The sequence below is a fragment of the Streptomyces sp. SYSU D01066-1 genome, from assembly GCF_054956795.1.
On sequence record NZ_JBUDHV010000033.1, the window covers coordinates 58894 to 82020 of the forward strand.

A 23127-nucleotide genomic window follows, 5' to 3' on the forward strand; every position below is an offset into this window, starting at 1 on the left:
TCTTCCCGAAGGCCGGGACCACGCGCGGGGCACCGGTCGAGGAGGTCGGCGAGGAGGCGTCCGGCGATGTGCTCGGCGTCACCACCGGGGACGGTTCCCCACCCCGCGCAAGCCCCCCGCCGCTCGCCGGCGGTGCCTCGGCCGTCTTCACCGTCGGCGTCGGCGTCCTTTGCCGTGTCGCGGGGGAGAGCGTCACCACCGCCGGCAGGAGTGCCCTGCCGGCGGTGGTGCCCTCGCTCGCCGTCGAGCCGTCGAGCCGTCGAGCCGGCGCCTCGGCGGCGACGCGGTCAGCCGGGGAACGGTCGATGCCCCGATCCGATCCGGGGCGGGTGTGCCGCCCGAGACGCCCACCCAGGTCACCCAGGTCACCCAGGTCACCCAGGTCACCGGGGTCACCCGCCGCCCGCATCCCGTCGCGGGGATCCGGCACCGTCCACCGGAGCGCCGAGGCCGTCGCCTTCCGCACCTCCGCCGCCTACGTCACCGGGCGGAACGTCGTCGGCGGCGGCATCGGGGTCCCGGTCCGACGGGCGGGCGAGGGCGGGAGCGCGACGTCACCAGTTCTTGTAGCGCACCTCGCCCAGGCCGCAGAACGTGCAGCCGGCGCTCAGGAAGTCCGTCGTACGGCGGAACTCCTCGTCGGCCAGGTGCCACCGCAGCCACGCGGTGATGATGTGCTGCCCGTTGCGCGTGGCGGCGATGTGATCGGTGCCGTCGAGGATGTTGAACCACACCGGCACATCGGTGTTGGTGTAGTCGCGCTCCACGTTCGAGGTGGCGAAGTCGGCGTCGCCGCCGATGTAGAGGGCCGGATTGCGCAGACTGTCCGGGCCGTTTCCGTCGAAGGAACCGCCCGCCACGTGGATGGTGGTCTCCAGCCGCGGGTCGTCGGCGACGTCGAACGTCCCGATCGACCCGCGGGAATGACCGCCGAAGGCCACCTCGGAGAGATCGAGGTCCTGGTACAGCGGGTCGCCGGCGTCGGCGTTCACGTCCTCCAGCCAGTCGAGGGCGTCGACCATGTAGTCGCCGCTGCTGGACGAGACCTCGCTGTAGACCACGAACCCGTGCGACGCCCACTGGCGCAGCATGTCCTCGTAGGCGGCCGGGTCGGAGCCCGCGCCCGGGCCCCAGACGAGGATCGGGTGGTCCACACCGTCCCGGCCGGCGGCGGCCGGGTACACCAGCCATCCGTCGCCGTCCGGGCCCGCCGACTCGTCGACGGTGACCGCGTACGGTCCGGGCGCGGTGACGTCGGACACCGGGGGCAGGGACCCGGGCGGGGGATCGGTCGGCCCGCCGTCGCCCGCCGCCTCGACCAGGACGTCGTCGACCGTCAGCGACTCCAGGACGCTGTTGGCGTCCAGCGAGAACCGCAGCCGCAGCTCGTGCCCGTCCACCGAGGCGGGCAGGCGGAACGACGCCGCGCCGGTGGCGGTGCGCGCCGACTCCAGCGAGGTGAACGACCCGCCGTCGACCGAGTAGGCCGCGGTGAACGTCTCGCCGAGGTCCAGCCCGGACGCCGTCCGGGTGTACGACACCGTCACCTCGCTGTGCCCGGTCAGATCGATGGGCGCGGACGTCAGCGACGGGTCGGAGAGCAGCGAACCGCTCAACCGGGCGCCGTATGTGCCGGTGGTGACGGAGCCGTCGGCGGTGAACGTGCCGAGCCCGTCGGCGAAGTCCTCGCTGTAGACCGCGGTGGCGGCGGCAGCGGGAGGCGTGAGCGCGCCGGCGGCTCCCACCGACAGGGCGGTGAGGGCCACGGTGCCGCACACGCGTAAGCGCCAACTGGAACGAGACATGTCGGGAATCCCTCCTGGCCGCGCCGGCCGTCTGCGCCGCGGCGCGGGTCGTGTCGGTTGCGGGGGCGTGCCTGTCTGTCCTGTCTTCCCCGGTCACCGAAGGACGTCTCGGTACCGGAACGAGCCGATTCAAGCGGGGAGTCGCGGCGCGGGAATCACGTGAATCACCGGTGCGGTGCGGCGGGAGCCGCCGCGGTGCCGTACCGCCGGGAAGACCCGCGCCGTGAGCCGCTCGGGACGCGCCGCGAGCCGTTCGGGCGGGCCGGCGCCTCGTCCGTCCCCTTGCCCCCTCGTTTCCCGTACGCGGGGCGAGGTCTTCGACGCGTATCACGCCGGCGTCCCGGCGGCCTCCTCGACGCGATGCCGCGCTTCGCCCCCGCGGCCCCGGCCGACGGGATACGGGGACGGTGTCGTGGCTGCCGCGCGGCCTGGCGGGTCGACGCGGACCCGTCGGCGTCCCGTCACCGCTGACGCGCAGGGGCGTCCCGGCCTGGGGCTGGGGCTCGGGCACCACGCTGGAGCTGTTCGCCCTCGCGGGCACCGCGCTCGCGGCCTGGGCCGCTACGAGCTGCGCACCCGCGACCCGCTGATCGACCTGCGCACCACGGCCCGCCCCCGCGTGCTGCTCACCAACGTGTCCTCGATCCTCATCGGCGCCGGCATGTACGCCTTCATGCTGGTCGCGCCGCGGCTGCTCCAGTTCCCCGAGGCCACGGGGTACGGCCCGGGCCAGTCGATGCTGGCGGCGGGTCCGTACCTCGCTCCCGGCGGCGTGATGATCATCTCTCCTCCGGACGGCAAGCTCATCAACTCCCGAGGGCCCAGGCCCGCCCTCGTCCTCGGCGCGCTGGTGATCGCCGCCGGCTACGGCCTCGCCCTTCCGCTGATGGGGACCGCCTGGGGCCTGATGACCGCCGGTATCGTGATCAACAGTGGTGTCGCACTGGCCTACGGCGCCATGCCCGCGCTGATCATGAGCGCGGTGCCGCTCTCCGAGACGGCGGCGGCCAACGGCTTCGACGCCCTGATGCGCTCGCTCGGCACGACCGTCGGCTCAGCGGTGATCGGCGTCGTCCTGGCGCAGACGACCGTCACCATGGGCGGTTACGAGATCGCCTCGGAGGACGGCTTCCGCACGGGGCTGCTGATCGGCTGCGGTGTCGCGCTGGTGCCGGCCGCCGTGGCGTGCCTGATCCCCGCCCTGCGCACGGACAGCGAGGAGGCCGCGGACGAGAGGGCCCCGGCGGAAAGGCGCCGACCCGCGCCTGAGCCGTACGCCTGCCGGGCCCGGCGGCGGAACCGGGTTCCGCCGCCACCGGCCGCGGGCCGGCGACCCTACGGCGCCCGCACCGGCCCGTTCACGGCTCGGGCGAAGCGGGCATGCCCTCCGCGAGTCCGCCGCGGCCGAGGAGGCTCCGCATGATCCGTACCGGCCGGCGGTACAAGGAATCCCTCTCCGCCGACCGGCGGATCTGGACCGGCGGCGAACGCGTCGAGGACGTCACCGCGCACCCCCGGTTCGCCCCGATCGCCGGCATCCGCGTCCGTATTCACGACCTCGCCCACGAGGCCACCACCCGGGACGTCATGTCCTCCGCCGATCCGGACACCGGCGAGCGCCACAGCGTCGCCTGCGAACCGCCGCTCACCCGGCGGGACCGGCACGGCAGGCGCGCCGCCGTCGACACCGTGCCGGACGAGGCGCGCGGCGTCGTCACCCGGATCGGCGGCGAGACGGCCGGCGGGACGCGGTCGCTCCTCGGCGGCCGGCGGGTCCTCGGCGAGCCGGACCCGCGGTTCTCCGCAACATCCGGCGCCACGTCGCCCGTTCGGTGACCGAGGACCTGTTCCGCGTCTCGGCCGACCCCGGCCCCAGGGGCGACCGGTCCGAAAGCCCCCAGGATCAGGACCCCGACCCGCCGCTGCGGGTGGTCCGCGACGCCGCCGGACTGTCCGACCGCCTACGGGGCCCGGAGCGGAACTGACGAACACCGCCGTACGGCACACGGCACGGCTCGCGATGCCCGGGGGAACGGCGGGGGGAGGAACCCACTTTCCGCCACTCTCAACGTATAGCGCACGGGGGGCCTTGCGGCAAGGCCCCCGCCGTGCCGCACAATGACCGGCCTGAGCCCAGGACCAGCGGAAACGGGAGTCGCCGAGTGCGTGTGCTGTTGTCGACGTACGGGTCGCGCGGGGATGCCGAACCCTTGGTGGGGCCGGCCCTGGCGCTGCGGGACCCCGGCGCCGAGGCGCTGGTGTGCGCACCGCCGACCGAGGACTTCGCGCACCGGCCGCCCGGCGCAGGTGTGCCACTGGTGCCGGCCGGCCCGTCGGCGCGCGCTGACGAAGGCGGCGCCGGAGCCGTCGTCGCTGCCCGAGCGCGCCGCCGCGTTGATCGCCGCCCGGTCCGAGGTGGTCACCGGGGCGGCCGGGGGCTGCGACGTGCTGGTGGCGACCGGCGTGGTGCCGGCCGCGGCCGGTGCGCTGTCGGCGGCCGAGAAGCCCGGCATCCGTTCCGTGTCCGTGACCTTCCAGCAGCTGACCCCGCCGTCGCCGCCGCGCCCGCCGCTGGCGTACGCGGGCCGGCCCTTCCCGCCGGAGGTGACCGACCACCGGGTGCCGTGGGACCTGGACGCCGAGAGTGTCGACGTACTGTTCGGGGAGGCGCTCAGCACGAGCCGGGTCTCCCACGGACCGCCCCGGTGCGGGGCGTACGTGACCACGTCATCGGCGGCCGGCCGTGGCCGGCGCCCGACCGGTCCTGGACCCGGCCTCCGGACCCGACCCCCGGACCCGAGCCCGGCCCCTGCCACGCGCCTTGGCCGTGAGCGCCCTTCACATCGGAGCTGAGACAACCATGACCCCCCTGACCACCAGCGCGTTCAACCTCCCCGACCGGCTCTCGGCCAAGGGCGACCCGGCGCTGATCGCCGATGACGAGCGGCACTTCGCGGCCCTGGCGGCGTGCCTGGAGCAGTCCGTCACCGAGCTGTCCGAGCGTCTCGCCGCCGCCCGCAGGGCCCCCGGCGGCCTGGGCCGCCAGGCGATGGACCGGGACGCGGAGATCCACCGGCTCACCGCCCGGCTGCGCGCGCTGCGCCGCTTCGGCCTCGACCTGTGCCTGGGACGGATGGTCGGCACGGACAGCCCCGAGCCGGTGTACGTCGGACGGCTCGGTCTCACCGACAGCACGGGCCGCCGTCTGCTGGTCGACTGGCGTTCCCCCGCCGCCGAGCCGTTCTTCGGCGCCACCCACGCCCACCCGATGGGGCTGGCCAGCCGTCGCCGGTACCGCTGGAGCGACGGCCGGATCAGCGACTACTGGGACGAGGTGTTCACCCCGGACGGGTTCGCCGGCCACGCCGCGCTGGACGACCAGTCCGCCTTCATCGCCGGCCTCGGCTCCGCCAGGTCGGCACGGATGCGGGACGTGCTCGGCACCATCCAGGCCGACCAGGACGCCGTCATCCGCGCGGGCTCCCGCGGCACCCTGGTCGTCGACGGAGGGCCGGGCACCGGCAAGACCGTCGTCGCCCTGCACCGTGCCGCCTACCTCGTCTACTCCGACCCGCGCCTGGGCCACCGCAGGGGCGGCGTCCTGTTCGTCGGCCCGCACCGGCCCTACCTCGCCTACGTCTCCGACGTCCTGCCCAGTCTCGGGGAGGAGGGCGTGCAGACCTGCGTCCTGCGCGACCTCGTCACCGAGGGAGCCACAGCGGGCGTGGAAGCCGATCCGGAGGTGGCCCGGCTCAAGTCGTCCGCCGACCTGGTGAGAGCGATCGAGAAGGCCGTCCGGTTCTACGAGGAGCCCCCCACCGAGGGGATGACGGTCACCACCCCCTGGTCCGACATCCGGCTGAGCGCCGACGAGTGGGCCGTCGCCTTCGAAGCGGCGGCCCCCGGCACCCCGCACAACGAGGCCCGCGACCAGGTCTGGGAGGAACTGCTCACCATCCTGGCCGACAAGCACGACGGCGACGCCCCACAGGAACTGCTGCGCAGGTCGCTCGACCGGAACCGGGAGCTGCGCACCGCCTTCGACCGCGCCTGGCCGCTGCTCGAAGCGGCCGACCTGGTCGGCGACCTCTGGACGGTCCCCGCCTATCTGCGGCTGTGCGCGCCCTGGCTCGACCGGGACGAGGTACGCAGGCTCCAGCGCGCGGACCCGGCCGCCTGGACGGTGTCCGACCTGCCGCTGCTGGACGCGGCGCGGCAGCGGCTCGGCGACCCGCGGGCGGCGCGGCGAAGGCGCCGGGAGCAGGCGGCCCTGGCCGCCCAGCGCGACCGCATGGACCGGGTCGTCGACAACCTGATCGCGGCGGTGGCGGACTCCGGCGCGGACGGAGACGACGGCGAGGGCCTGGTACGGATGCTGCGCGGCCAGGACGCCCGGGTCAGCCTGGTCGACGAGAGCGAACTGGCCACCGCCGAACCGGACCTCCTGGCCGGGCCGTTCGCCCACGTCGTCGTCGACGAGGCCCAGGAACTGACCGACGCGGAGTGGCAGATGCTGCTGGCCCGCTGCCCCTCGCGCAGTTTCACCGTCGTCGGGGACCGCGCCCAGGCCCGGCACGGGTTCACCGAGTCATGGCGGGAACGGCTCGAACGGGTCGGCCTCGACCGGATCGGCCTGGCCCGCCTGAACATCAACTACCGGACGCCACAGGAGATCATGGCGGAGGCCGAGCCGGTCATCCGGGCCGCCCTCCCGGACGCCAACGTGCCCACCTCCGTCCGCAGCGGCGGCGTCCCCGTCGTCCACGGCTCCACCGCGGACCTGGAGACGGTGCTCGGGACCTGGCTCGCCGCACACGACGAGGGAACCGCCTGCGTCATCGGCGACCCCGCGTTCCCGGCGACGTCCCGCGTCCGCTCGCTCACCCCCGAACTGGCGAAGGGACTCGAGTTCGACCTGGTCGTCCTCGTCGACCCGGACCGCTTCGGCGAGGGCGTCGAAGGAGCCGTCGACCGCTATGTCGCGATGACCCGCGCGACCCGGCAGCTCGTCGTCCTCACCCGTTCCTGACACCCGCGGGCGGCGCGGCGGCGCGGGACCGGCCGGACCGTCCGCTCATGTCCCGTGAGAGGGCGCCGGGACCACGGAGCCCTGCCGGGACGCGACGGGAACTGTCGTGGGGGGCGACAAGTGTTCCGGTCGCGCGGGACGGCGGCGTCGCGCGCTCCACGGGGGAGCCGGACGGCGGTGGCGGCATGGGCGAGGTCGAAGCGGCCGGCACCTCGCCGGTCGGCTCGCGCCGACCGGCGAACGGGTCACCGCCCGCATCGCACTGCGCTGAGCACACCCACGCCGCGGAACGGCGACAGCCGCCTCGAAGGGCCGCTCGGGCCGGCCGCCGTCCCCGGACCGCCCCGTCGGCTACCGGAGCCGCGGAACCCGGTCGCCGTACCAGTCCAGGCACAGGACGGTGGCGTCGTCCCGCAGCCGGCCCCGGCAGGCGTCCTGCACGGCGCCTGCCAGGGTGCGGACCACCTCCCTGGGGTGGAGGGCGCGGGAGTCGCGGAGCAGGGCGGGCAGATCGACCTCGGACGCGCCGCGCTCCTGCATGCCGTCGGTGAGCAGGACGAGCCGGTCACCGGGGCGCAACCTCAGGTACTGGACCTGGTGGGGCACGGGGGAGGCGACACCGAAGGGCAGGTTGGCGCGGAGCACGAGTTCCCGTACGGTGCCGTCGCGCAGCAGCAGGGGACGCGGATGGCCGGCGTTGATCAGCTGGACGGCGCCGGTGGCGAGCTGGACACACAGCAACTGACCGGTGGCCAGGCCCCGGTTGTGGTCGAGCAGGGCCTGGTGCGCGCGTCTGGCCTGCTCCGCGATGCCGCATCCGGTGCGGCGGGCGCCGCGCAGCGCCCCCAGCAGCAAGGTGGCCAGCAGCGCCGAGTCGGTGTCGTGGCCCATCGCGTCCGTGATGGACAGGTGCAGCACGTCCCGGTCCAGGGCGAAGTCGTAGGTGTCGCCCCCGATGTTGTCGGCCGGCACCAGGCCGCCCGCGATGGAGAACTGCGCGGCGTCGCAGGCCGAGGCGGACGGCAGCAACTGGTGCTGGATCTCGGCGGCCAGACTGGTCGGTGTGGTGCGCCGGCCCCAGTGGTAGAGGTCGGTGAAGCGCCGGTCGGTGACGATGATGTAGGCCAGGGCGTGGGCCGCCTGGTCGATCTTGTACAGGACCGAGGGGTCGGCGTGCGGAAGGGTCACCTCCAGGACGCCCACGCAGTCCCCGCGGTTGGTGACCGGTGAGATCACCCGGTGGCTTCCGTCACCGTCCGGTTCGACGCGTCGGCGCTGCGACCGCAGCACCTTCTCGTAGACGCTGCCGCGCAGCGCGATGCGTGTCGCCCGGTGCCCGTCCCGTACGCCGTCGGCGGTGGTGAGCCGTACCAGCTCCTCCTCGATCAGATCCAGGAAGAGGAACGAGACGCTGGCCGCCGCGAACCGCTTTTGGAGGTTGCGCGCCACGACGTCGACCGACTCCACCGGCGAGGCGTCCTCGGCGTCGGCGAGCAGGTCTCCCAACTCCAAGGTGTTGCCGTCCATGGCCCTCTCCCTCCGCGGTCGTGGCGTCCTGCCGTCGCGGATGGTTCATCTGCCCGGTCCCGGCCCCCACATGCCCGGCCGGCCCCGCGCCGAACACGGTCGTGCGGGTGTGCGAGGCCGGAGGCACGTGAGGGTGGCGGCCGGGTTCACACCACTGGTGCGGGGGGTAAGCGGGTACACCTCAGTCAGGTCAGCCGAGCGAGAGGTGACTCATGCTCTTCACGCTGTGCACCGCCGGGCCACTGCTGCTCGCCCTTCTTCTGGTCCACCAGAGCACCGACCGGCGCGCGCCGCGTCACAAACGCCACGGTCCGCCGGTCCGCTGACCCGCCGCCGGACCAGGACGGGTGCGCCGGGGCGGTGCGGTCCACGACGCCCGACGCCGTCTGCCGCACCCTGGGCTGTCAGCCCGGCCACGCGCTGTGCCGGGTGTTCGACGGCGGTACGCGGACGGTGGTGGCCGGGGCGTGAACCTCGACGGCGGGGGCTCCCGGGCCGGTGCGCGCACCCGGTGGCCGGGCGACTCGCCCCGCGCGGCCGGGCGTCGGCCGCCTGCGGCGCCGAGCGGCACGTCGTCAGGGAACGGCGGACGGGAAGCGCGCGCCCCGTGGACATCCGTTGTCGCGGTCCGGTTTTGAGCCGTCGGCGGCGTACCGCCCGTCCGGACGCCGGCGCGTGTCCCGGCCGGTCAGCAGCGGGGTGTGCCGCGACTCTGAGCGGTGATGCGCCGCCGTCGGCACCCCGGCACCCCGGCACCGTCGGCCCGGCGCACCGCGAGCGCCGAGCAGGTCGTTGCTCCGCTCGATCGACGGGGCCCGGCCTCCGGGAGTCACCGCGCGGCCCGCGGCAACCGCTACTCGGCCTTCTCGGACGGTGCCTCGTCCGCCGGCGCCGCGGCCGGAGCGGTCTCGGAGGCGGTGTAGAAGACGGAGGTGCCCTGCTTGGTGCGCTGCACCTGGTTCCTGGCCACCAGGTTCTCCAGGGTGTTGCGCACGACCGTGGTCTTGACCGTCCGGTCGGCGTGGGCCTCGTTCAGCGCGCCGGCCACCTCCGCGGCCGAACGCGGCCCGGCCTGTCCGGCCAGCACACCGAGGATCAGCTCGCCCAGAGTCGGAGCGGCAGGCTTCTTCGCCCCGGTCTTCGCCGCGGTCTTCGCCGTGGGCGTGGTGCCGGTCCTGACACCGGACTCGGCGGCCGGCCCGGCCGCGGACTTGCCGGCCGACGGCGTCTTCTTCCCCGTCCGGTCCTGCCGCGGCGCGGACTTCTTCGCCCGGGCCCGCTTGGGGCCGGTGCCCTCGGCGGGCGCGGACTTCCTGCGCGGCGACGGCACGGCCGCGCTGTCGGACACGACCGCCTCCTCGGCCGGTGCCCCTGTCGAGCCCAGCGCCTGCTGGATGCTGACCAGCACACTGTGGTCGCGCTGCAACGCGGCGAGCCGCTCCTGAAGAGCGGTGATCTCCGAGCTGAGGCGCTCCTGCTCCTTGGCGTTGCGCTCCAGGTCTCCGGTCACCTGCGCGGCGTACTGCGAGGCGATTTCGGTGGCGGTGGACGCTGTCTCCGACATGGTCGGTCACTCTCCTTGACACTGACGGTCGATGCTGCCGGCGGGCAGCAGCCGGGTGCCGGGGGACCGCGGGGCACCCTTGCGGCCGCGCGCGATGGCTGGGCGGGCCTCGGCTGCTGCGTATGCCCTGAGGTGGAGATACTACGTACAACTAGTGCCACTTGTTCCTCTCGGGCCGTTTTCCACTGGATGGGAGTGGCTGACACACCGTCAGGTGGCGGGCCGCAGGGCACTCCGCGGCCCGCCACCTGACGGGTGTCCCCGGATGGTGCGCGCGGCGGTGTCCGGACGGACGCGCCCGGCCGGATGCGTCCGACGGGGCGCGACCGGTGCCGTCGGTGGCCCTGGCCGGCGGAGTGCGCGTGACCCGCGCCGGGAGGGGTGTGCCGAGCGGCCGGGCCGGACGCCGACGCACAGCACCGCCGGCCTTTTCTCCATCATCCCTATCGGTTTTATAGGAAACTGTTGACCGGGAGCGGTCCGGGTGCGCAGGATGGGACACATGTCCCGTACGCAGCAGCCGCTCGTTCGCCGTCGGCATGTCGACTTCTGTCGTGTCGCCGGCGCGGTCTGCCGTCTCCCGTAGGACGATCCCTGACGCGCTGACGCGTGCCGTCACCCCGCTTCGCCCCCTCCTGTTCCAGACTCGCCCCCTCCCGGCCGCCCGCCCCGCCCCGGCCGCCCGGCGCCCCTGTCGAGGAGCCCGTCATGACCACCCCCCTGCCGTCCGAGACCCCGCCCCCCGGACCCGCCGACCCGGGCCCCCGCCATCTGCGGCTGGTGCCCGGACAGCCGCCCGGCGACCCGGCGGCGCGGGCCGCCGGGCCGCTCGTCGGCTACGTCGTGTTCGTCCCGGAAGGCACCGACCCCGCCCGCCTGTTCGTCCCCGACGGGCCGCGGCCGGTCATCCACCCCCTCGCGCCCGTGCCGGAGGCCCCCGCGGAGCACGGCACGGCCGAGGAGGAGAACGACATCGGGATCGACACCGTACGGCGCGTCGCGCGGATCGGCGGACGCCTGCTGGACCTGACCTACCTGGAGTTCGAACTGCTCGCCCACCTCGTCGCCCACCCCGACCAGGTGCTCTCCCGCGAGTCGCTCATCGGCAGCGTATGGGGGTACGGCCACGTCGGCGACGGCCGCACCGTCGACGTGCACATCGCCCGGGTGCGGGCCAAGCTCGGCCGCGCCCACCGGCACCGGATCGTCACCGTCCGGCGCGTCGGTTACAAGTACACCCCCGCCCGGCCGGAGTGCTCCGGCTCCGCGTCCCGAGGAAAGTCCTGAGGAGGAACGGCGGTGACGCTGCCCCACCCCGGCCCGGTGCCGGTCCGCCGGTCACCGAGGCACCGGGAACGGACGTGACGACGACCGCCCCCGCCCCTTCGGTCCCTTCCCCGGCCGAGGCCGAGGGCCGTGCCCACTGGCTGCTCGTCGCCCGTGAGGTGGCCGAGGACCTCGCCACCGACGCGATCACCCGCGACCAGGCCGGCAAGCCCCCGTTCGACGAGGTCGCCCGGCTCCGCGAGGCCGGACTGCTGACCCTGCTGATCGCCGCCGAGCACGGCGGGGGAGGGGCGGAGTGGAGCACGGCCCACGCCGTCGTCCGGGAGGTCGCCGCGGCCGACGGGGCCATCGGCCGGCTCCTCGGCGGCCATTACGTCCTGTCCTGGACGGCCCGCTTCTTCGCCGGGCCCGACCTGGCCGCTCGGGTCGCCCGCCGTTCCGCGGCGGGCCAGTGGTGCTGGGGCGGCGGCTTCGCCGCCCACGAGCAGCCCCTGCGGCTCGCCCCGGACTCCCGCGGCGGCTACCTGCTCAACGGACGCCAGGACACCGTCGGCGGCGTCCGCGTCGCCGACCGGCTGGTCGTCCGGGCCGCCCGGCCCGACAGCGGCGAGCCGCTGGCCGTCCTCGTCGACCCCGCTCACCCCGGTGTGAGAAGCGGGGACGACGGGGACGCGTTCGGGCAGCGGCTGTCGGACACCGGCAGCGTGGAGTTCGACGCCGTACCCGTCGCCGGTGACGCGGTGCTGGGGTCGCTCTCCGCCGACGAGGGCGCGCTGCCGCCGTTCGCCGGCCTGGCCGCCGCCACCGGACGCCTGGTCTCCGCCCAGCTCTGCCTGGGCATCGCCGAGGGCGTGCTCGCCGAGGCCCGCGAGTACACCAGGACCCGCGAGCACATCCGCGCCGGCGGCCGCTCCCCGCTCGGCGACCGCCCCGAAGCCGGCCTCCCGTCCTGGCAGGACGGCCCGGCGCAGGACCCGTACCCGCTGGTCACCTACGGCGAACTCACCGTCGACGCGCGCGCGGCGTCCGCCCTCGCCGACCAGGCGGTGGCCGCCCTCGACGACGGGCTGGCCCGCGGCGAGGACCTCACCGACGACGAGTGCGCCGAGATCTCCGTACTCGCCGCCGCCGCCGAAGCCGCCGCCGCGCGGGCCGTCCACGACATCACCACCCGCGCCCTGGACGTCATCGGCCCCGGCGCCGCCTCCTCGCGCCACGGGTTCGACCGCTTCTGGCGCAACGCCCGCACCCACACCCTCGGCCACCCCGTGGCCCACGGACTGCGCGAGGTCGGGGACTACTTCCTCAGCGGGGCACATCCCCCGTTCGCCCTCCCCGCCTGACGGGACCGGCCGCGGCGCGGCCGGCGCGGAGCACAGGGAAAGGCACCGGCCGTACGGGGCGGTGACGCCCCGTACGGCCGGTGCCCGGTGTGCCCTACCCGGTCAGCGGGTGACCAGCAGCCCCCGGCCGCGCAGCACCCGCCGTTCCAGCGGACTGAAGACCAGCAGGTCGACGGCGATGCCCACCACCAGGATCAGCAGGATGGCGAGGAACACCTGCGACATGCTGGAATTGTTGCGGCCGTTCTCCAGCAACTGCCCCAGCCCGACGCCCAGGTCCGGCGAGGACGCGATGATCTCGGCCGCCATCAGCGACCGCCAGGAGAACGCCCAGCCCTGCTTGAGCCCCGCGAGATAGCCGGGCAGCGCGGCCGGCATCACGATGTGCCACGCGCCGCGCAGTCCCGTGGCGCCCAGCGTGCGGCCGGCCCGCAAGTACAGCGGCGGGATCTGGTCCACCCCCGCCACCAGGCCGTTGGCGATCGACGGCACGGCACCGAGCAGGATCACCGCGTACATCATGTTGTCGTCGAGCCCCAGCCAGATCACGGCGGGCGGCACCCACGCCACGGACGGCAGGGACTGCAGCCCGGACAGGATCGGCCCGATCGCGGCCCGGACGAACCGCACCCGGGAGACCAGCAGGCCGAGTGGTGTGCCGATGACCAGTGCCAGCAGGAAGCCCAGCAGACCACGGGAGACGGAGGTCCAGATGTAGTCCAGCAGGGTGCCCTGGAGCCACGCCTCGGACACCTCGCCCCACACCGCGGACGGCGAGGGCAGCTTGTACGCGGGCGCGGCCCGGGTCCACACCAGTACCTGCCAGACGACCAGGACGAGGGCGACGGCGGTGACGGGCGGCAGGACTTTGCGCAGCAGTACCTCGCGCAGGGGCGGACGGCCCACCCGCACGGTGTCCAGCGCGTCGAGCCCGGCCTCCAGGCCCGCCAGGTCCCGCGACGCCGCGTCGTCCCGGTGCGCCGGTCCGGTGTCAGTGCCGGCCATGGCGGCGGATCTCCTCTCGCAGTTCCCCGGTGATCTCGGCGGACAGCTCGGCGACCGCGCTGTCCTCCAGGCGGCGCGGCTGCGGGATGCCGACCGTCCAGGACCGGGCGATCCGCCCCGGCCGCGACGACAGCAGCACCACCCGCTGGGCCAGCCGCACCGCCTCGCGCACGTTGTGCGTGACGAACAGCACGGCCAGGCCGGTCTCCCGCCAGATCCGGGTCAGTTCGTCGTGCAGGACGTCCCGGGTGATGGCGTCGAGCGCCGCGAACGGCTCGTCCATCAGCAGCAGCCTGCTGTCCTGGGCCAGTGCCCGGGCCAGCGCGACGCGCTGGCGCATCCCGCCGGACAGTTCGTGCACCCGCTTGCCGTACGCCCCGTGCAGCCGGACCAGTCCGAGCAGCCGCTCCGCCTCCAGCCGGCGCTCGGGTCCGGCCACGCCCCGCATCCTCAGGGCCAGTTCGATGTTCTTGCCCGCCGTCAGCCAGGGGAACAGCGCGTGTTCCTGGAACATCAGGGCGGGCCTGCCGTCCGTGCCGATCGTCCCCGCGGACGGCCGGTCCAGCCCGGCCACGAGGTTCAGCAGCGTGGACTTCCCGCAGCCGGAGGCCCCGAGGAGGGTGACGAACTCACCGGGCGCGACGTCGAGCGTGATGTCGTCCAGGACGAGCTGCTGCCCACCGGGCGCCCCCGGCGCGGGGAAGGACTTCGAGACGTGCGCGACACGGGCGGCGTGTGCCGCGGCCCCGGCGCCCTCAGCGGCCTTGGCGGCCTTGGCCGTCGTGCTGGCCATGATCGTCACCTCCAGGGGTCTTCATGGGATCGGTGCCGCCGGTGGGCCCGGTGGGTCCGGTGGGTCCGGTGGGTCCGGTGGGTCCGGTGGCCGTCACTCGGTGCCGAGACCGGCGTCGTCGACCTCGGCCTCGCCCTTGGCCCTGAGGACCTTGTTCAGCGGTGCCAGGTCGTAGATGCCCTTGAGGTTCGGCTGCTCCAGCAGGCCGGCCTTCACCGCGTGCTCGGCCTCGGTGTCCAGCGTCGAGGCCAGCGGGTCGTCCAGGAAGGTGATGGACTTCCACGCCGGGTCGATGACCTCGTCCGGCAGGGCCTTGCCGGAGAGCTTCTCCAGCGCCTTGTTGGCGGACGCCTTGGCCTCCTCGGGGTTGGCGTTGATCCACTCGTTGGTCTCGACCGAACCGCGCAGCACCGCCTCGACGACGTCCGGGTGCTCCTCGAGGAACTTCTGCGACACGATGATGTTGGTGATCACGAACTTCTTGTCCGGCCACAGGTCGGACTCGTCCAGCAGCACCTTCGCGCCCTCGGCGACCAGTTTGGACGCGGTCGGCTCCGGGACCCAGGCGCCGTCGATCGAGCCGGACTTGTAGGCGTCCGGGGTCACCTTGTTGTCCGAGCGCACGACCGACACGTCGCCCTTGCCGCTCTGTGCGTCGACCTTCCAGCCCTGCTCCGCGATCCAGTTGAGGAAGGCGACGTCCTGGGTGTTGCCGAGCTGCGGGGTGGCTATCTTCTTGCCCTTCAGGTCCTCCTCGGACTTGATCTTGTCCGGGTCGACCACGAGCTTCACCCCGCCGGAGGCCGAACCGCCGATGATGCGCAGGTTCTTGCCGTCCGCCTTGGTGTAACCGTTGATGGCGGGGGAGGGGCCGATCCAGCCGATGTCTATGGACCCGGAGTTGAGGGCCTCGATCTCGGACGGGCCGGCGTTGAAGGTCGACGCCTTGATCGTGGTGCCGCCCAGCTCCTTCTGGAACAGGCCCTCCTGGACGCCGACGAGTGCGGTGGCGTGGGTGAGGTTCGGGAAGTAACCGATCCTGACCTCGTCCGCGGAGAGCTTCTCCGCGTTCGCGGCGACGCCTGCCGACCGGTCGTCGTCGCTGGACTCGGAGCCGTAGCCGCAGGCCGTCAGCAGGAGGGGGAGGGCCGTCAGGGCGGCGAGGGTGCGCAGGGCGGTGAACGGTCCGGCGGCAGACACGGAGGTGTCCTTTCGGAGGGTGCGTGGGCACGGGGCTGCGGGGGCACGCGCGCGAAGGCGGCGGGTGCCCGGGGGACGTCCGGGAACGTGACGGCGACGCGGGCGCCGTCACGTTCCCCGGTGGAACCGGTCGTGGCGTGGTCTCAGACGCCGGGACAGACGGCGCTGGACGTGCGGAGGAGGTCGACGTGCCGGCGGGAGGTGAGAAGGGGCAGCGACCGGTCCGCGCGGCTGAGCGTTCCCATGGTCACCCCTCGATCCCATCCCTAGTTTTCCCACCGGGTTGATAGGGATCGTGGCAGAAGACGGGGCCTGCCCCAAGGGGGAGTTCACATGATGGTCAGCCGCGTCTCGTCAAGCGAGACGCGGCAGGTGGTGGCGGTCTGGTCAGGGGTTGGTCCAGGCTCCCGGCGTGTCGGTCAACGCCGCCACGTCGGCGGGCAGTTCGGCCGAGGCGACATCGGCGAGCGTCACCCCGTCGAGGATCTCGCGGACGTTGGACCGCAGAGCGATCCACAGGGGCAGCAGCGACTCGGCGGGGCCCCGGTAGGACAGCTCCGGCGGGCGGACCCCGCGTACGGACACCAGGGGGCCGTCCACGACGCGGATGACATCGGCGATGGAGATGGACCCGGCCGGCTTGGCCAGCCGGTACCCGCCGTTGCCGCCGCGCTGGCTGACCACGAGCCCGCCGCGGCGCATGTCGCTGAGGATGCCCTCGAGGAACTTGTGCGGGATGTCCTGGGCGTCGGCGATGGCCTCGGCCTTCACCGGCCCGTCATCCCCCGACGCGACGAGTTGCAGCGCGGCGCGTACCGCGTAGTCCGCCCTGGCTGAGATCCGCATACGTGCATTATTCCGCACGGCGGCGCGGCCTTCCGCCGGTCGTCGTGACCGGAGCCGGGCGTCCTGACCGGGGGAGGGCGGTGTGCCGGAGGCGTCCGGGCGGCGCGCGCGGAGCCACCCGGCCGGGCACATCGGCGCCGAGTCCGCCCGGAGGGCGCGAGGCGTGCCGACGGGTCGAGCAGCGCGCGGGCGGGGCCTTCGTGCGCCTGTCCGGCGCCGGCCGGGTACACCGGCGCCGGGTCCTCCGCAGGGGGCGTGGCACACCGGGGCCGGTCCGGCGGGCCGGCCCCGGCGGCGGGTACCGGGCCGCCCGGAGGGACCGCCCGCCACCGGCCCTCCCGTGACACGCGGGAAGGAGCGGGCGCGTGATGCGGACCGGCGCGTGTCCTGGGTCAGTCTCCCCGGCGGCGCAGCGCCAGCCACAGCACCAGGACGCCCGTTCCCGCACCGGCCAGCAGCAGGGCGCGGTTGTCCCGCGTCGCCCGGGCCGACCGGGCGGCCGTCTCACGTACCGGCTCCGGCGCCTTCTCGTGCCAGGTCCGGCCGGCCCGGGACGCCACGGCACGGGCCTGTCCGGTGGCCCGGGCGGCCTGGTCCCGGACCGGCTCGGGCACCTTGTCCCGCACCTGGTGCGCCGCCTCACCGGCCCTGGCCCTCGCCTGTCCGGCCATCGAGGCGGCCTGTTCCTTCGCCTGTCCGGCCATCGAGGCGACTTGTTCCTTCGCCTGCCCGGCCACTGCCGCGGCCTGGACCTTGGCCTGGGCCGCCTTCTCCTGGGCGCGGGCCTTGACGTCCGTCTTGGCCGCCAGGGCTTCCACCGTCTCGCCCAGTTCCCGGCGGGTGCGTTCGACCTGCTGCCGCAGCTCCTCGGGGCTCTGCGCGGCCGGTCCGTCGTGCTGCGGCTGGGTCATCGGTGCGCGCTCCCCTTGATCTCGGCCACATCGGCCTTGATGTTCTCCATGGTCCGCTGCGGCGTGGGCGGCGCCGCCCGGCCGACCTGCTTCTTGCCGCTCAGCGCCAGCACCGCGGCGATCACGCCGAGCACCGCGGTCACGATCAGCGCCGCCGCCCATACGGGAAGGGGGACCGCCAGCGCGGCGATCGCGGTGGCGACCAGGGCCTGGAGCATCAGGAACCCCACCAGGCCGGCACCCCCGAACATGCCTCCGCCCTTGCCGTACCGCTTTCCCTTCTCCTTCATCTCCGCCTGCGCCAGCCTCAGTTCGCCGCGCACCAGCTCGGTCAGCTGCTGCGAGGCCCGCTGTACCAGCTCGCTCACAGGCTCCTGCCCCTGTCCGTGCCCGGGGCCGTGTCCCGGGCCGTGTCCGTCCGCACCGGCGGAGTGCGGCCGTGTGCTCGTGGTCGCCACGGTGATCATCTCCGTTCCGCTCGCCGGGGCCCGTGCCGCGGTCCCCGGAGTCCCTGAAGCGCGCGAGTACCCCCGACGGCGGCGGCCAGACGGCCGCCGTCAGGCCGCGTCCGGGTGCCGGGCCCCGCCGTCGGCGCGGTGACGGTGTTCCGCCGCCGTCGCGGCGACCAGCCGCAGCTTCCCGTGCCGTTCGCGCCCCCCGTGCCGCCCGCGCTTCCCGTGCCGCCCGTGCCGCCTGTGCCGTGCCGTCGACGGCCGCGAGGGCGGGCCGAACAGCAGATCCTCCAGTCGGTCCGTCCCGTAGAGCAGGAGCCCCAGGGCGGGCAGCAGCACAACGGCGACGACGACGATCACCACGGGCCCCCTTCGCACCGGTACACGGAACGGGTGCCCGCCGCCGGCTCCGGGAGCGGTGACGGGAGGTGGAGATTCCATGACGGTGGGACGCAGGCCGGCGCGCCCCGGTCCGCCACATGCCGACCGGCCCGGGCGCGGGTAGCGTCCATGAGTGGGAGAAGCCGTACCGGGTGCCGGGCCCGCCGTACGGCCCGGCGGTGAGCGAAGGCCGCTCCGGCCCGGATCGATCGTCCCGGCGCTGCGGGAGGTGTTCGGTGACCGGCACACCTGGACCGGCCGTCGGCCTCGACGCGCTGGACGCCGCCTTCGCGGAGACCGTGCGCCGGATCGGCGCGTCCGTGGGCGCGCTGTACCTGCTGACATCGCTCGAGCCGGTGCTGCGGCTGGACGTGCTGTACGGCGCGCCCGCCGGCTTCGCCGCGCCCTGGGTCCGGATGCCGCTGGCCGCCCCCACCCCGGTGGCCGACGCGGCCCGCGAGGACCGGCTGGTGTGGGTCGGCGGCCACGAACAGCTGGCCCGGGCCTACCCCCGTACCGCGGTGGCCCTGCCCTACCCGATGGCGCTGGCCGCCGCGCCCGTCACCGGCGTCCGGCGCTGGGGCGCACTGCTGCTGATGTGGCCGCTCCCGCGCCCGCCCCACATGTCCGGACGGGAACACGGACACATCACCACCAGTTGCCGCCGCCTGGCCCGGCTGATCGAGGAAACCGCCGGACACGGCCTCCCGGCGGACCGCGACGCCCCGCCCCGGATCGTGCCGGCCGAGCCCGCCCACCGGAAGGCGGACCCCGACCTGGCCGCCGCCGACTTCGCCGAGCGGCTCCCCGGCGGCAGCTGCGCCGTGGACCTGGCGGGACGCTTCACCTATCTCAGCTCCGGGGCCTGCGAGCTGCTGGGCCGCGACGCCGGCCACCTGCTGGGCACCCGGCCCTGGCAGTCCCTGCGCTGGCTCGACGACCCCGCCTTCGAGGAGCGTTACCGCGCGGCCGTCCTCAGCCGGCGGCCGGTCGCCTTCACCGCGTGCCGCCCGCCGGACCGGTGGCTGGACTTCCACCTCTACCCGGACGCCAGCGGCATCAGCGTCCGCGTCGTGCCCAGCGGCTCCGGGCCGGCTCCGGCCGAGGCGCCCCGCCGGGCCGCACGGCTCGCCGCACCGGCCCGCGCGGGCCGGCTCCACCAGCTCACCCATCTGGCCGCCGCGCTGGCCGAGGCCGTCGGCGTGCGGGACGTCATCGACCTGGTCGCCGACCAGGTCCTGCCCGCGTTCGGCGCCCAGGGCCTGATCCTGGCCGCCGCCGACGCGGGCCGGCTGCTGATCACCGGGTCCCGCGGCTACGCCCCCGACGTCGTCGAGCGCCTGGACGGCGTGCCCGTGGACAGCGGCCTGACGCCCGCCGGGCGCACCCTCAGCACCGGCTCCCCCCTGTTCTTCTCCGCCCCCGAGGAACTGCGCCGCGGCTATCCCGACGCCCCCGTGGTCAGCGGCAAACAGGCCTGGGCCTTCCTGCCCCTGGTCATCTCCGGCCGCCCGGTGGGCTGCTGCATCCTGTCCTACGAGCGCAGGCACCGTTTCCCGGCCGAGGAACGCGCCGTCCTGACCGCCCTCGCCGGCCTCATCGCCCAGGCCCTGGACCGGGCCCGTCTCTACGACACCAAACTGGACCTCGCCCACAGCCTCCAGCAGGCGCTGCTGCCGCGGACCCTGCCGGCCGTCGCGGGCCTGCGGGTGGCCGCCCGCTACCTGCCGGCCACCCGGGGCATGGACATCGGCGGGGACTTCTACGACCTGATCCGGCTCGGCGACGGCGCCGCCGCGGCCGTCATCGGCGACGTCCAGGGGCACAACGCGGCGGCCGCGGCGCTCATGGGGCAGGTCCGGACCGCCGTCCACGTGAACGCGGCCCGCGGCACACCGCCGGAACAGATCCTCTCCAGCACCAACCGGCTCCTGACCGACCTCGCCCCCGACCTGTTCACCAGCTGCCTCTACGCGCACCTGGACTTCGTCCGGGGCCGGGCCACCCTGGCCAGCGCCGGCCACCCCCCGCCCCTGGTCCGGCTGCCCGGCGGCGCCACCCGGCCCGTCGACGTGCCGCCCGGCCCGCTGCTGGGCGTCGACCCCGCCGCCCGGTACCCGCACAGCGACATCCCGCTCGTGCCGGGGCTGACGCTGCTCTTCTACACCGACGGTCTCATCGAGACGCCGGGGGTCGACCTCGACGACGCCATCGCCCACCTCGCACGGCACTTCGCCCAGGCCGACGACCAGGACCTCGACCTGCTGATCGACGATCTGCTGAAGAAGGCCGGCCCCTGCGGACAGCGCACCGACGACGTCGCGCTCCTGGTCCTGCGGCGGGACGCGGCGGACGGGAGGTCCTGAGGCCCGGGCTCAGGACCGGGAGTCGCGCCGCGCGTCGTGGCGGGCCAGGACGGACAGGACGGCGGCCACGGTCAGACCGGCCTCCGCCTCGGCGGGGTGCCGCAGGGGGACGCCCGCTTCGATCCGGTAGACGTTCGACCTTCCCCGACGGGTGTGGGAGAGGTAACCGTCCTCCTCCAAGTCAGAGATGATCTTGTGTACCGCGCGCTCGGTGAGCCGGCAGTGCGCGGCGATGTCCCGCACGCGCGCGCTCGGATCGTCGGCGATCGCTGCCAGGACGCGGGCGTGGTTGGTCAGGAACGTCCAGCCGGTGTGTGGTTCGGGTGCTCCTTCCATGATTCCTGAGTGTGACGAGCGTTTCACGTATCAGCAAATAGGAAATACCTTTCAGGTATCTGTTGACAGGTGATGTCACCGGGGCCGATCCTTGCGCAGGACCCAGCACCGGAAAGGACGACGTGTGCCATGACCCCGCAGCCGTTCTCCGCGGTGCGCTCCCCCACTCCCGGCGGTGTCACCGTGGTGACACTGCGCGGTGACATCGACCAGGACGCCGGTGCCGGGGTGCGCCGGGCACTGCTGCCGTCCGGCGGCCCGGCCCCGTTCACGGTCGTCGACCTGGCCTCGGTGTCCTTCATGGACTCGGCCGGTGTCAACACGCTGATCCAGGCCCACCATGCCGCGCGGTCCCGCGACGGCTGGATACGGCTGGCGGCGTGCTCGCCCACCGTTCTGCGCGTGTTCGGTGCCCTGGGCATCGACGGGCTCCTGCGCTGCTACCCCACCGTGCGGGAGGCTCTCGGCGACCGACGCCTCGTCCGGTGACGTGCGGGAGCCCGCGGCCGACGGGCCGGGCCGGGCCCGTTCCGCGCCGGACGGCACCCGCCGCCGGTGCCGAGCGGCAGGGCGTGCGTGTCGCGGAACGAGGCGGGGAACGCTCGCCGTGGCGGCGATCCGCTTCAACGGCTCCCGTGGCCGCGCGGGTTCCTCCGCGGACGGCCCGCCCGGGGCGTCACCCGAACGGGAGGGGCGACGCCGCGTCGGCCACCCGGACGGGAAGAGGGCGAAGCGGCCGTGTCACGTGGTGCCCGCAGGGGCGCGAACGCGTCGCCCCGCGCCTGCGCGCGCTCCATCCGGTCAGCGCTCACCGCGCGTCACGCGACGGCCGGGCGGCCCGCGGTGTCAGTGTCCGGTCATCGGGATCCACGGACGGCGCGGGCCCGCCCCGCCGCCCGCGAGAAGGGACACGGACATGAAGCCGCCGAAGACCGTGACGACCGGAGGTCTGCGGACCGACGAGGACGCCTACTACGACGCGTTCACCCGGTTCCTGGCCAACAGCGACGAGAAGGCCACCACCCACGCCTACCTCGACGAGGTGGTGCGCCGGCTGCCCGCCCGGCGCGTGTTCCTCGACGTCGGCCCCGCCGACGGAGCGACCACCCGCCACGTGGGCCGGTCCTTCGACCGCACCGTGTGCGTCGAACCCAGCGCACCCATGCGCCGTGCCCTCGCCCGCACCTGCCCCGACGCCGTGATCCTGGCCGAACCGGTGCACCGTGCCGATCCCGGCGTCGGCGTCGACCTGGCGCTCCTCTCCCACGTGCTGTACTACATCCCCCGCGAGGAGTGGGCGGCCACACTCCGGCGTGTCCTGGGGTGGGTCGAGCCGGGCGGCACCCTGCTCGTGATCCAGCAGGACCCGGACAACGCGTGCATGCGGATGGTGCGCCACTTCACCGGCATCGGCTTCGGCCTGCGGGACCTCGCGGACGAACTCGCCGCGGCACCGGACGGCCTGACCGGTGACCTCCGCCTGGAGTCCCTCCCCGCCCACTACCGCGGCGACGACCTGGCGGAGACGGTCACCGTCGCCGGGTTCCTCCTCAGCTTCCCGGGCGGTCCCCGGCCCACGCGCGAGGCGGTGGAGGAGTACGTACAGCGGCACTTCAGGACCGAGGACGGCACCTACCGGATCGCGCACCACCAGGACGTACTGCGGGTCCGGCGCGCCGGCTCACGTACGGACGACTGACCGGCCGGCCCGGCCGCCCGGGAAAACCCGGTTGCCCCGCCCACGGACACGTGCCAGCGTGTGGCTGCACTGTCGTCGAGGCAACGGAGCGGACATGCTCATCCAGAACGTTCTCCCGACCCCGCGGCCCACCCGGGCCGCCTCGCTCGCGAACGTTCCGGAGTACTCGCATGCCCCCACAGCCCAGCGTCCGCGCGGTCACCGAGCCGTACCGCGGCCGGCTCGTCCTTGACCCCGTCACCGGCGCCCCCGGCGCCGGTGAACGCACCGGCGTGGTGGGGCAGAACGGCTCAGGGAAGACCACCCTGCCGCGCCTGCTCGCCGGTGCCGGGCGGCCCGGCAGCGGCGACATCGCCGTCCGGACCGGCGGCGGCCTCGGCCGCCTCCCGCGGGACAGACGGCTCCCGTCCCACCACACCGTCCAGCGGACCGCCGACCAGGCCCTGAGCGGCCCGTGCGCCTTCGAGAGCCGTCCGCGCGCGCTGGAGACCGCCGCGGCGGCGGGAGGCCGCGCCGCGCCCACCGAGCCGACGGCCTCCTTCCGACCGCGCGGCGGCTACGAGGCGGACGCCCGCGCCGAGCC

Annotated in this window: 21 protein-coding genes and 1 pseudogene; 10 read left to right on the forward strand and 12 right to left on the reverse strand. The window is 74.4% G+C overall.

Annotation, left to right across the window (positions count from 1 at the left end):
* Positions 1-554 precede the first annotated feature (554 nt).
* Positions 555-1805 (reverse strand): poly(ethylene terephthalate) hydrolase family protein, encoded by a 1251-nt coding sequence (locus ACY1JF_RS25050; RefSeq protein WP_462707497.1) that lies wholly within the window; start codon positions 1803-1805, stop codon positions 555-557.
* A 491-nt stretch (positions 1806-2296) separates the two neighbouring features.
* On the opposite strand from ACY1JF_RS25050, the pseudogene ACY1JF_RS25055 reads away from it, so the two are divergent.
* From ACY1JF_RS25055 to helR, 3 genes and pseudogenes are all read left to right on the forward strand, one after another.
* A pseudogene (locus ACY1JF_RS25055) lies at positions 2297-3045 on the forward strand (MFS transporter); the annotation flags it as partial.
* Between the two features lie 179 nt (positions 3046-3224).
* A complete protein-coding gene (locus ACY1JF_RS25060; RefSeq protein ID WP_462707498.1) occupies positions 3225-3641 on the forward strand; it encodes a 4-hydroxyphenylacetate 3-hydroxylase N-terminal domain-containing protein in 417 nt (138 codons plus the stop codon).
* A 1024-nt stretch (positions 3642-4665) separates the two neighbouring features.
* Positions 4666-6834, forward strand: a complete 2169-nt coding sequence (helR, locus tag ACY1JF_RS25065) for an RNA polymerase recycling motor ATPase HelR (protein WP_462707499.1) — start codon at positions 4666-4668, stop codon at positions 6832-6834.
* A gap of 351 nt (positions 6835-7185) precedes the next feature.
* On the opposite strand, the gene ACY1JF_RS25070 is transcribed toward helR, so the two are convergent.
* Both ACY1JF_RS25070 and ACY1JF_RS25075 read right to left on the reverse strand, forming a co-directional pair.
* The gene (locus tag ACY1JF_RS25070; RefSeq protein WP_462707500.1) at positions 7186-8361 is read right to left on the reverse strand and encodes a PP2C family protein-serine/threonine phosphatase; all 1176 of its coding nucleotides are present in this window, start codon (positions 8359-8361) and stop codon (positions 7186-7188) included.
* Positions 8362-9214: 853 nt separating this feature from the next.
* Positions 9215-9925 carry a hypothetical protein gene (locus ACY1JF_RS25075; protein WP_462707501.1) on the reverse strand — a complete coding sequence of 237 codons (711 nt, stop codon included), beginning with the start codon at positions 9923-9925 and terminating at the stop codon, positions 9215-9217.
* A 502-nt stretch (positions 9926-10427) separates the two neighbouring features.
* Between ACY1JF_RS25075 and ACY1JF_RS25080 the strand changes: the two genes are divergently transcribed.
* The 3 genes from ACY1JF_RS25080 to ACY1JF_RS25090 all read left to right on the forward strand — a co-directional run bounded on the left by ACY1JF_RS25080 (position 10428) and on the right by ACY1JF_RS25090 (position 12555).
* Complete coding sequence (locus ACY1JF_RS25080; protein WP_462707517.1) at positions 10428-10511, forward strand: putative leader peptide; 84 nt, start codon at positions 10428-10430, stop codon at positions 10509-10511.
* A gap of 122 nt (positions 10512-10633) precedes the next feature.
* Positions 10634-11212, forward strand: coding sequence for a winged helix-turn-helix domain-containing protein (locus tag ACY1JF_RS25085; protein WP_462707502.1), 579 nt, complete (start codon positions 10634-10636; stop codon positions 11210-11212).
* Positions 11213-11286: 74 nt separating this feature from the next.
* On the forward strand, positions 11287-12555 hold the full coding sequence (locus tag ACY1JF_RS25090; protein ID WP_462707503.1) for an acyl-CoA dehydrogenase family protein: 1269 nt from the start codon (positions 11287-11289) through the stop codon (positions 12553-12555).
* A gap of 102 nt (positions 12556-12657) precedes the next feature.
* Here the strand turns inward: ACY1JF_RS25090 and ACY1JF_RS25095 are convergent, their stop codons facing one another.
* The 8 genes from ACY1JF_RS25095 to ACY1JF_RS25130 all read right to left on the reverse strand — a co-directional run bounded on the left by ACY1JF_RS25095 (position 12658) and on the right by ACY1JF_RS25130 (position 18140).
* Positions 12658-13560, reverse strand: a complete 903-nt coding sequence (locus tag ACY1JF_RS25095; protein ID WP_462707504.1) for an ABC transporter permease — start codon at positions 13558-13560, stop codon at positions 12658-12660.
* Positions 13547-14353: an ABC transporter ATP-binding protein gene (locus ACY1JF_RS25100; RefSeq protein ID WP_462707505.1), complete on the reverse strand. Its 807-nt coding sequence runs from the start codon at positions 14351-14353 to the stop codon at positions 13547-13549. The genes ACY1JF_RS25095 and ACY1JF_RS25100 overlap by 14 nt, the downstream gene beginning before the upstream one ends.
* A 93-nt stretch (positions 14354-14446) precedes the next feature.
* Positions 14447-15553 (reverse strand): ABC transporter substrate-binding protein, encoded by a 1107-nt coding sequence (locus ACY1JF_RS25105; protein WP_462707506.1) that lies wholly within the window; start codon positions 15551-15553, stop codon positions 14447-14449.
* Positions 15554-15696: 143 nt separating this feature from the next.
* A complete protein-coding gene (locus tag ACY1JF_RS25110; RefSeq protein ID WP_462707507.1) occupies positions 15697-15798 on the reverse strand; it encodes a putative leader peptide in 102 nt (33 codons plus the stop codon).
* A 142-nt stretch (positions 15799-15940) separates the two neighbouring features.
* The gene (locus tag ACY1JF_RS25115; protein WP_462707508.1) at positions 15941-16399 is read right to left on the reverse strand and encodes an RrF2 family transcriptional regulator; all 459 of its coding nucleotides are present in this window, start codon (positions 16397-16399) and stop codon (positions 15941-15943) included.
* 392 nt (positions 16400-16791) lie between these two features.
* Positions 16792-17310 carry a DUF3618 domain-containing protein gene (locus ACY1JF_RS25120; RefSeq protein WP_462707509.1) on the reverse strand — a complete coding sequence of 173 codons (519 nt, stop codon included), beginning with the start codon at positions 17308-17310 and terminating at the stop codon, positions 16792-16794.
* Positions 17307-17678, reverse strand: a complete 372-nt coding sequence (locus ACY1JF_RS25125; RefSeq protein ID WP_462707510.1) for a phage holin family protein — start codon at positions 17676-17678, stop codon at positions 17307-17309. Before ACY1JF_RS25125 ends, ACY1JF_RS25120 begins: the two co-directional genes overlap by 4 nt.
* A 189-nt stretch (positions 17679-17867) precedes the next feature.
* Positions 17868-18140 carry a hypothetical protein gene (locus ACY1JF_RS25130; RefSeq protein WP_462707511.1) on the reverse strand — a complete coding sequence of 91 codons (273 nt, stop codon included), beginning with the start codon at positions 18138-18140 and terminating at the stop codon, positions 17868-17870.
* 239 nt (positions 18141-18379) lie between these two features.
* On the opposite strand from ACY1JF_RS25130, the gene ACY1JF_RS25135 reads away from it, so the two are divergent.
* A complete protein-coding gene (locus ACY1JF_RS25135) occupies positions 18380-20509 on the forward strand; it encodes a GAF domain-containing SpoIIE family protein phosphatase (RefSeq protein WP_462707512.1) in 2130 nt (709 codons plus the stop codon).
* Between the two features lie 9 nt (positions 20510-20518).
* Here the strand turns inward: ACY1JF_RS25135 and ACY1JF_RS25140 are convergent, their stop codons facing one another.
* The gene (locus ACY1JF_RS25140; RefSeq protein ID WP_462707513.1) at positions 20519-20845 is read right to left on the reverse strand and encodes a helix-turn-helix transcriptional regulator; all 327 of its coding nucleotides are present in this window, start codon (positions 20843-20845) and stop codon (positions 20519-20521) included.
* Between the two features lie 129 nt (positions 20846-20974).
* Here ACY1JF_RS25140 and ACY1JF_RS25145 point away from each other — a divergent pair, with 129 nt between their 5' ends.
* The 3 genes from ACY1JF_RS25145 to ACY1JF_RS25155 form a co-directional block, all read left to right on the forward strand.
* Entirely contained in the window at positions 20975-21334 is a 360-nt protein-coding gene (locus ACY1JF_RS25145; protein WP_462707514.1) for an STAS domain-containing protein, read from the forward strand.
* Positions 21335-21761: 427 nt separating this feature from the next.
* Entirely contained in the window at positions 21762-22544 is a 783-nt protein-coding gene (locus tag ACY1JF_RS25150) for a class I SAM-dependent methyltransferase (RefSeq protein ID WP_462707515.1), read from the forward strand.
* 170 nt (positions 22545-22714) lie between these two features.
* Positions 22715-23127: ATP-binding cassette domain-containing protein (locus ACY1JF_RS25155; protein WP_462707516.1), on the forward strand; the 413-nt coding region annotated here is incomplete at its 3' end.

What these genes read in the sequence shown, in the direction of transcription:
- ACY1JF_RS25050 (WP_462707497.1), bottom strand. Translation starts at nt 1,805, where the DNA reads ATGTCTCGTTCCAGTTGGCGCTTACGCGTGTGCGGCACCGTGGCCCTC.
- ACY1JF_RS25060 (WP_462707498.1), top strand. Translation starts at nt 3,225, where the DNA reads ATGATCCGTACCGGCCGGCGGTACAAGGAATCCCTCTCCGCCGACCGG.
- helR (WP_462707499.1), top strand. Translation starts at nt 4,666, where the DNA reads ATGACCCCCCTGACCACCAGCGCGTTCAACCTCCCCGACCGGCTCTCG.
- ACY1JF_RS25070 (WP_462707500.1), bottom strand. Translation starts at nt 8,361, where the DNA reads ATGGACGGCAACACCTTGGAGTTGGGAGACCTGCTCGCCGACGCCGAG.
- ACY1JF_RS25075 (WP_462707501.1), bottom strand. Translation starts at nt 9,925, where the DNA reads ATGTCGGAGACAGCGTCCACCGCCACCGAAATCGCCTCGCAGTACGCC.
- ACY1JF_RS25080 (WP_462707517.1), top strand. Translation starts at nt 10,428, where the DNA reads ATGTCCCGTACGCAGCAGCCGCTCGTTCGCCGTCGGCATGTCGACTTC.
- ACY1JF_RS25085 (WP_462707502.1), top strand. Translation starts at nt 10,634, where the DNA reads ATGACCACCCCCCTGCCGTCCGAGACCCCGCCCCCCGGACCCGCCGAC.
- ACY1JF_RS25095 (WP_462707504.1), bottom strand. Translation starts at nt 13,560, where the DNA reads ATGGCCGGCACTGACACCGGACCGGCGCACCGGGACGACGCGGCGTCG.
- ACY1JF_RS25100 (WP_462707505.1), bottom strand. Translation starts at nt 14,353, where the DNA reads ATGGCCAGCACGACGGCCAAGGCCGCCAAGGCCGCTGAGGGCGCCGGG.
- ACY1JF_RS25110 (WP_462707507.1), bottom strand. Translation starts at nt 15,798, where the DNA reads ATGGGAACGCTCAGCCGCGCGGACCGGTCGCTGCCCCTTCTCACCTCC.
- ACY1JF_RS25115 (WP_462707508.1), bottom strand. Translation starts at nt 16,399, where the DNA reads ATGCGGATCTCAGCCAGGGCGGACTACGCGGTACGCGCCGCGCTGCAA.
- ACY1JF_RS25120 (WP_462707509.1), bottom strand. Translation starts at nt 17,310, where the DNA reads ATGACCCAGCCGCAGCACGACGGACCGGCCGCGCAGAGCCCCGAGGAG.
- ACY1JF_RS25140 (WP_462707513.1), bottom strand. Translation starts at nt 20,845, where the DNA reads ATGGAAGGAGCACCCGAACCACACACCGGCTGGACGTTCCTGACCAAC.
- ACY1JF_RS25145 (WP_462707514.1), top strand. Translation starts at nt 20,975, where the DNA reads ATGACCCCGCAGCCGTTCTCCGCGGTGCGCTCCCCCACTCCCGGCGGT.
- ACY1JF_RS25150 (WP_462707515.1), top strand. Translation starts at nt 21,762, where the DNA reads ATGAAGCCGCCGAAGACCGTGACGACCGGAGGTCTGCGGACCGACGAG.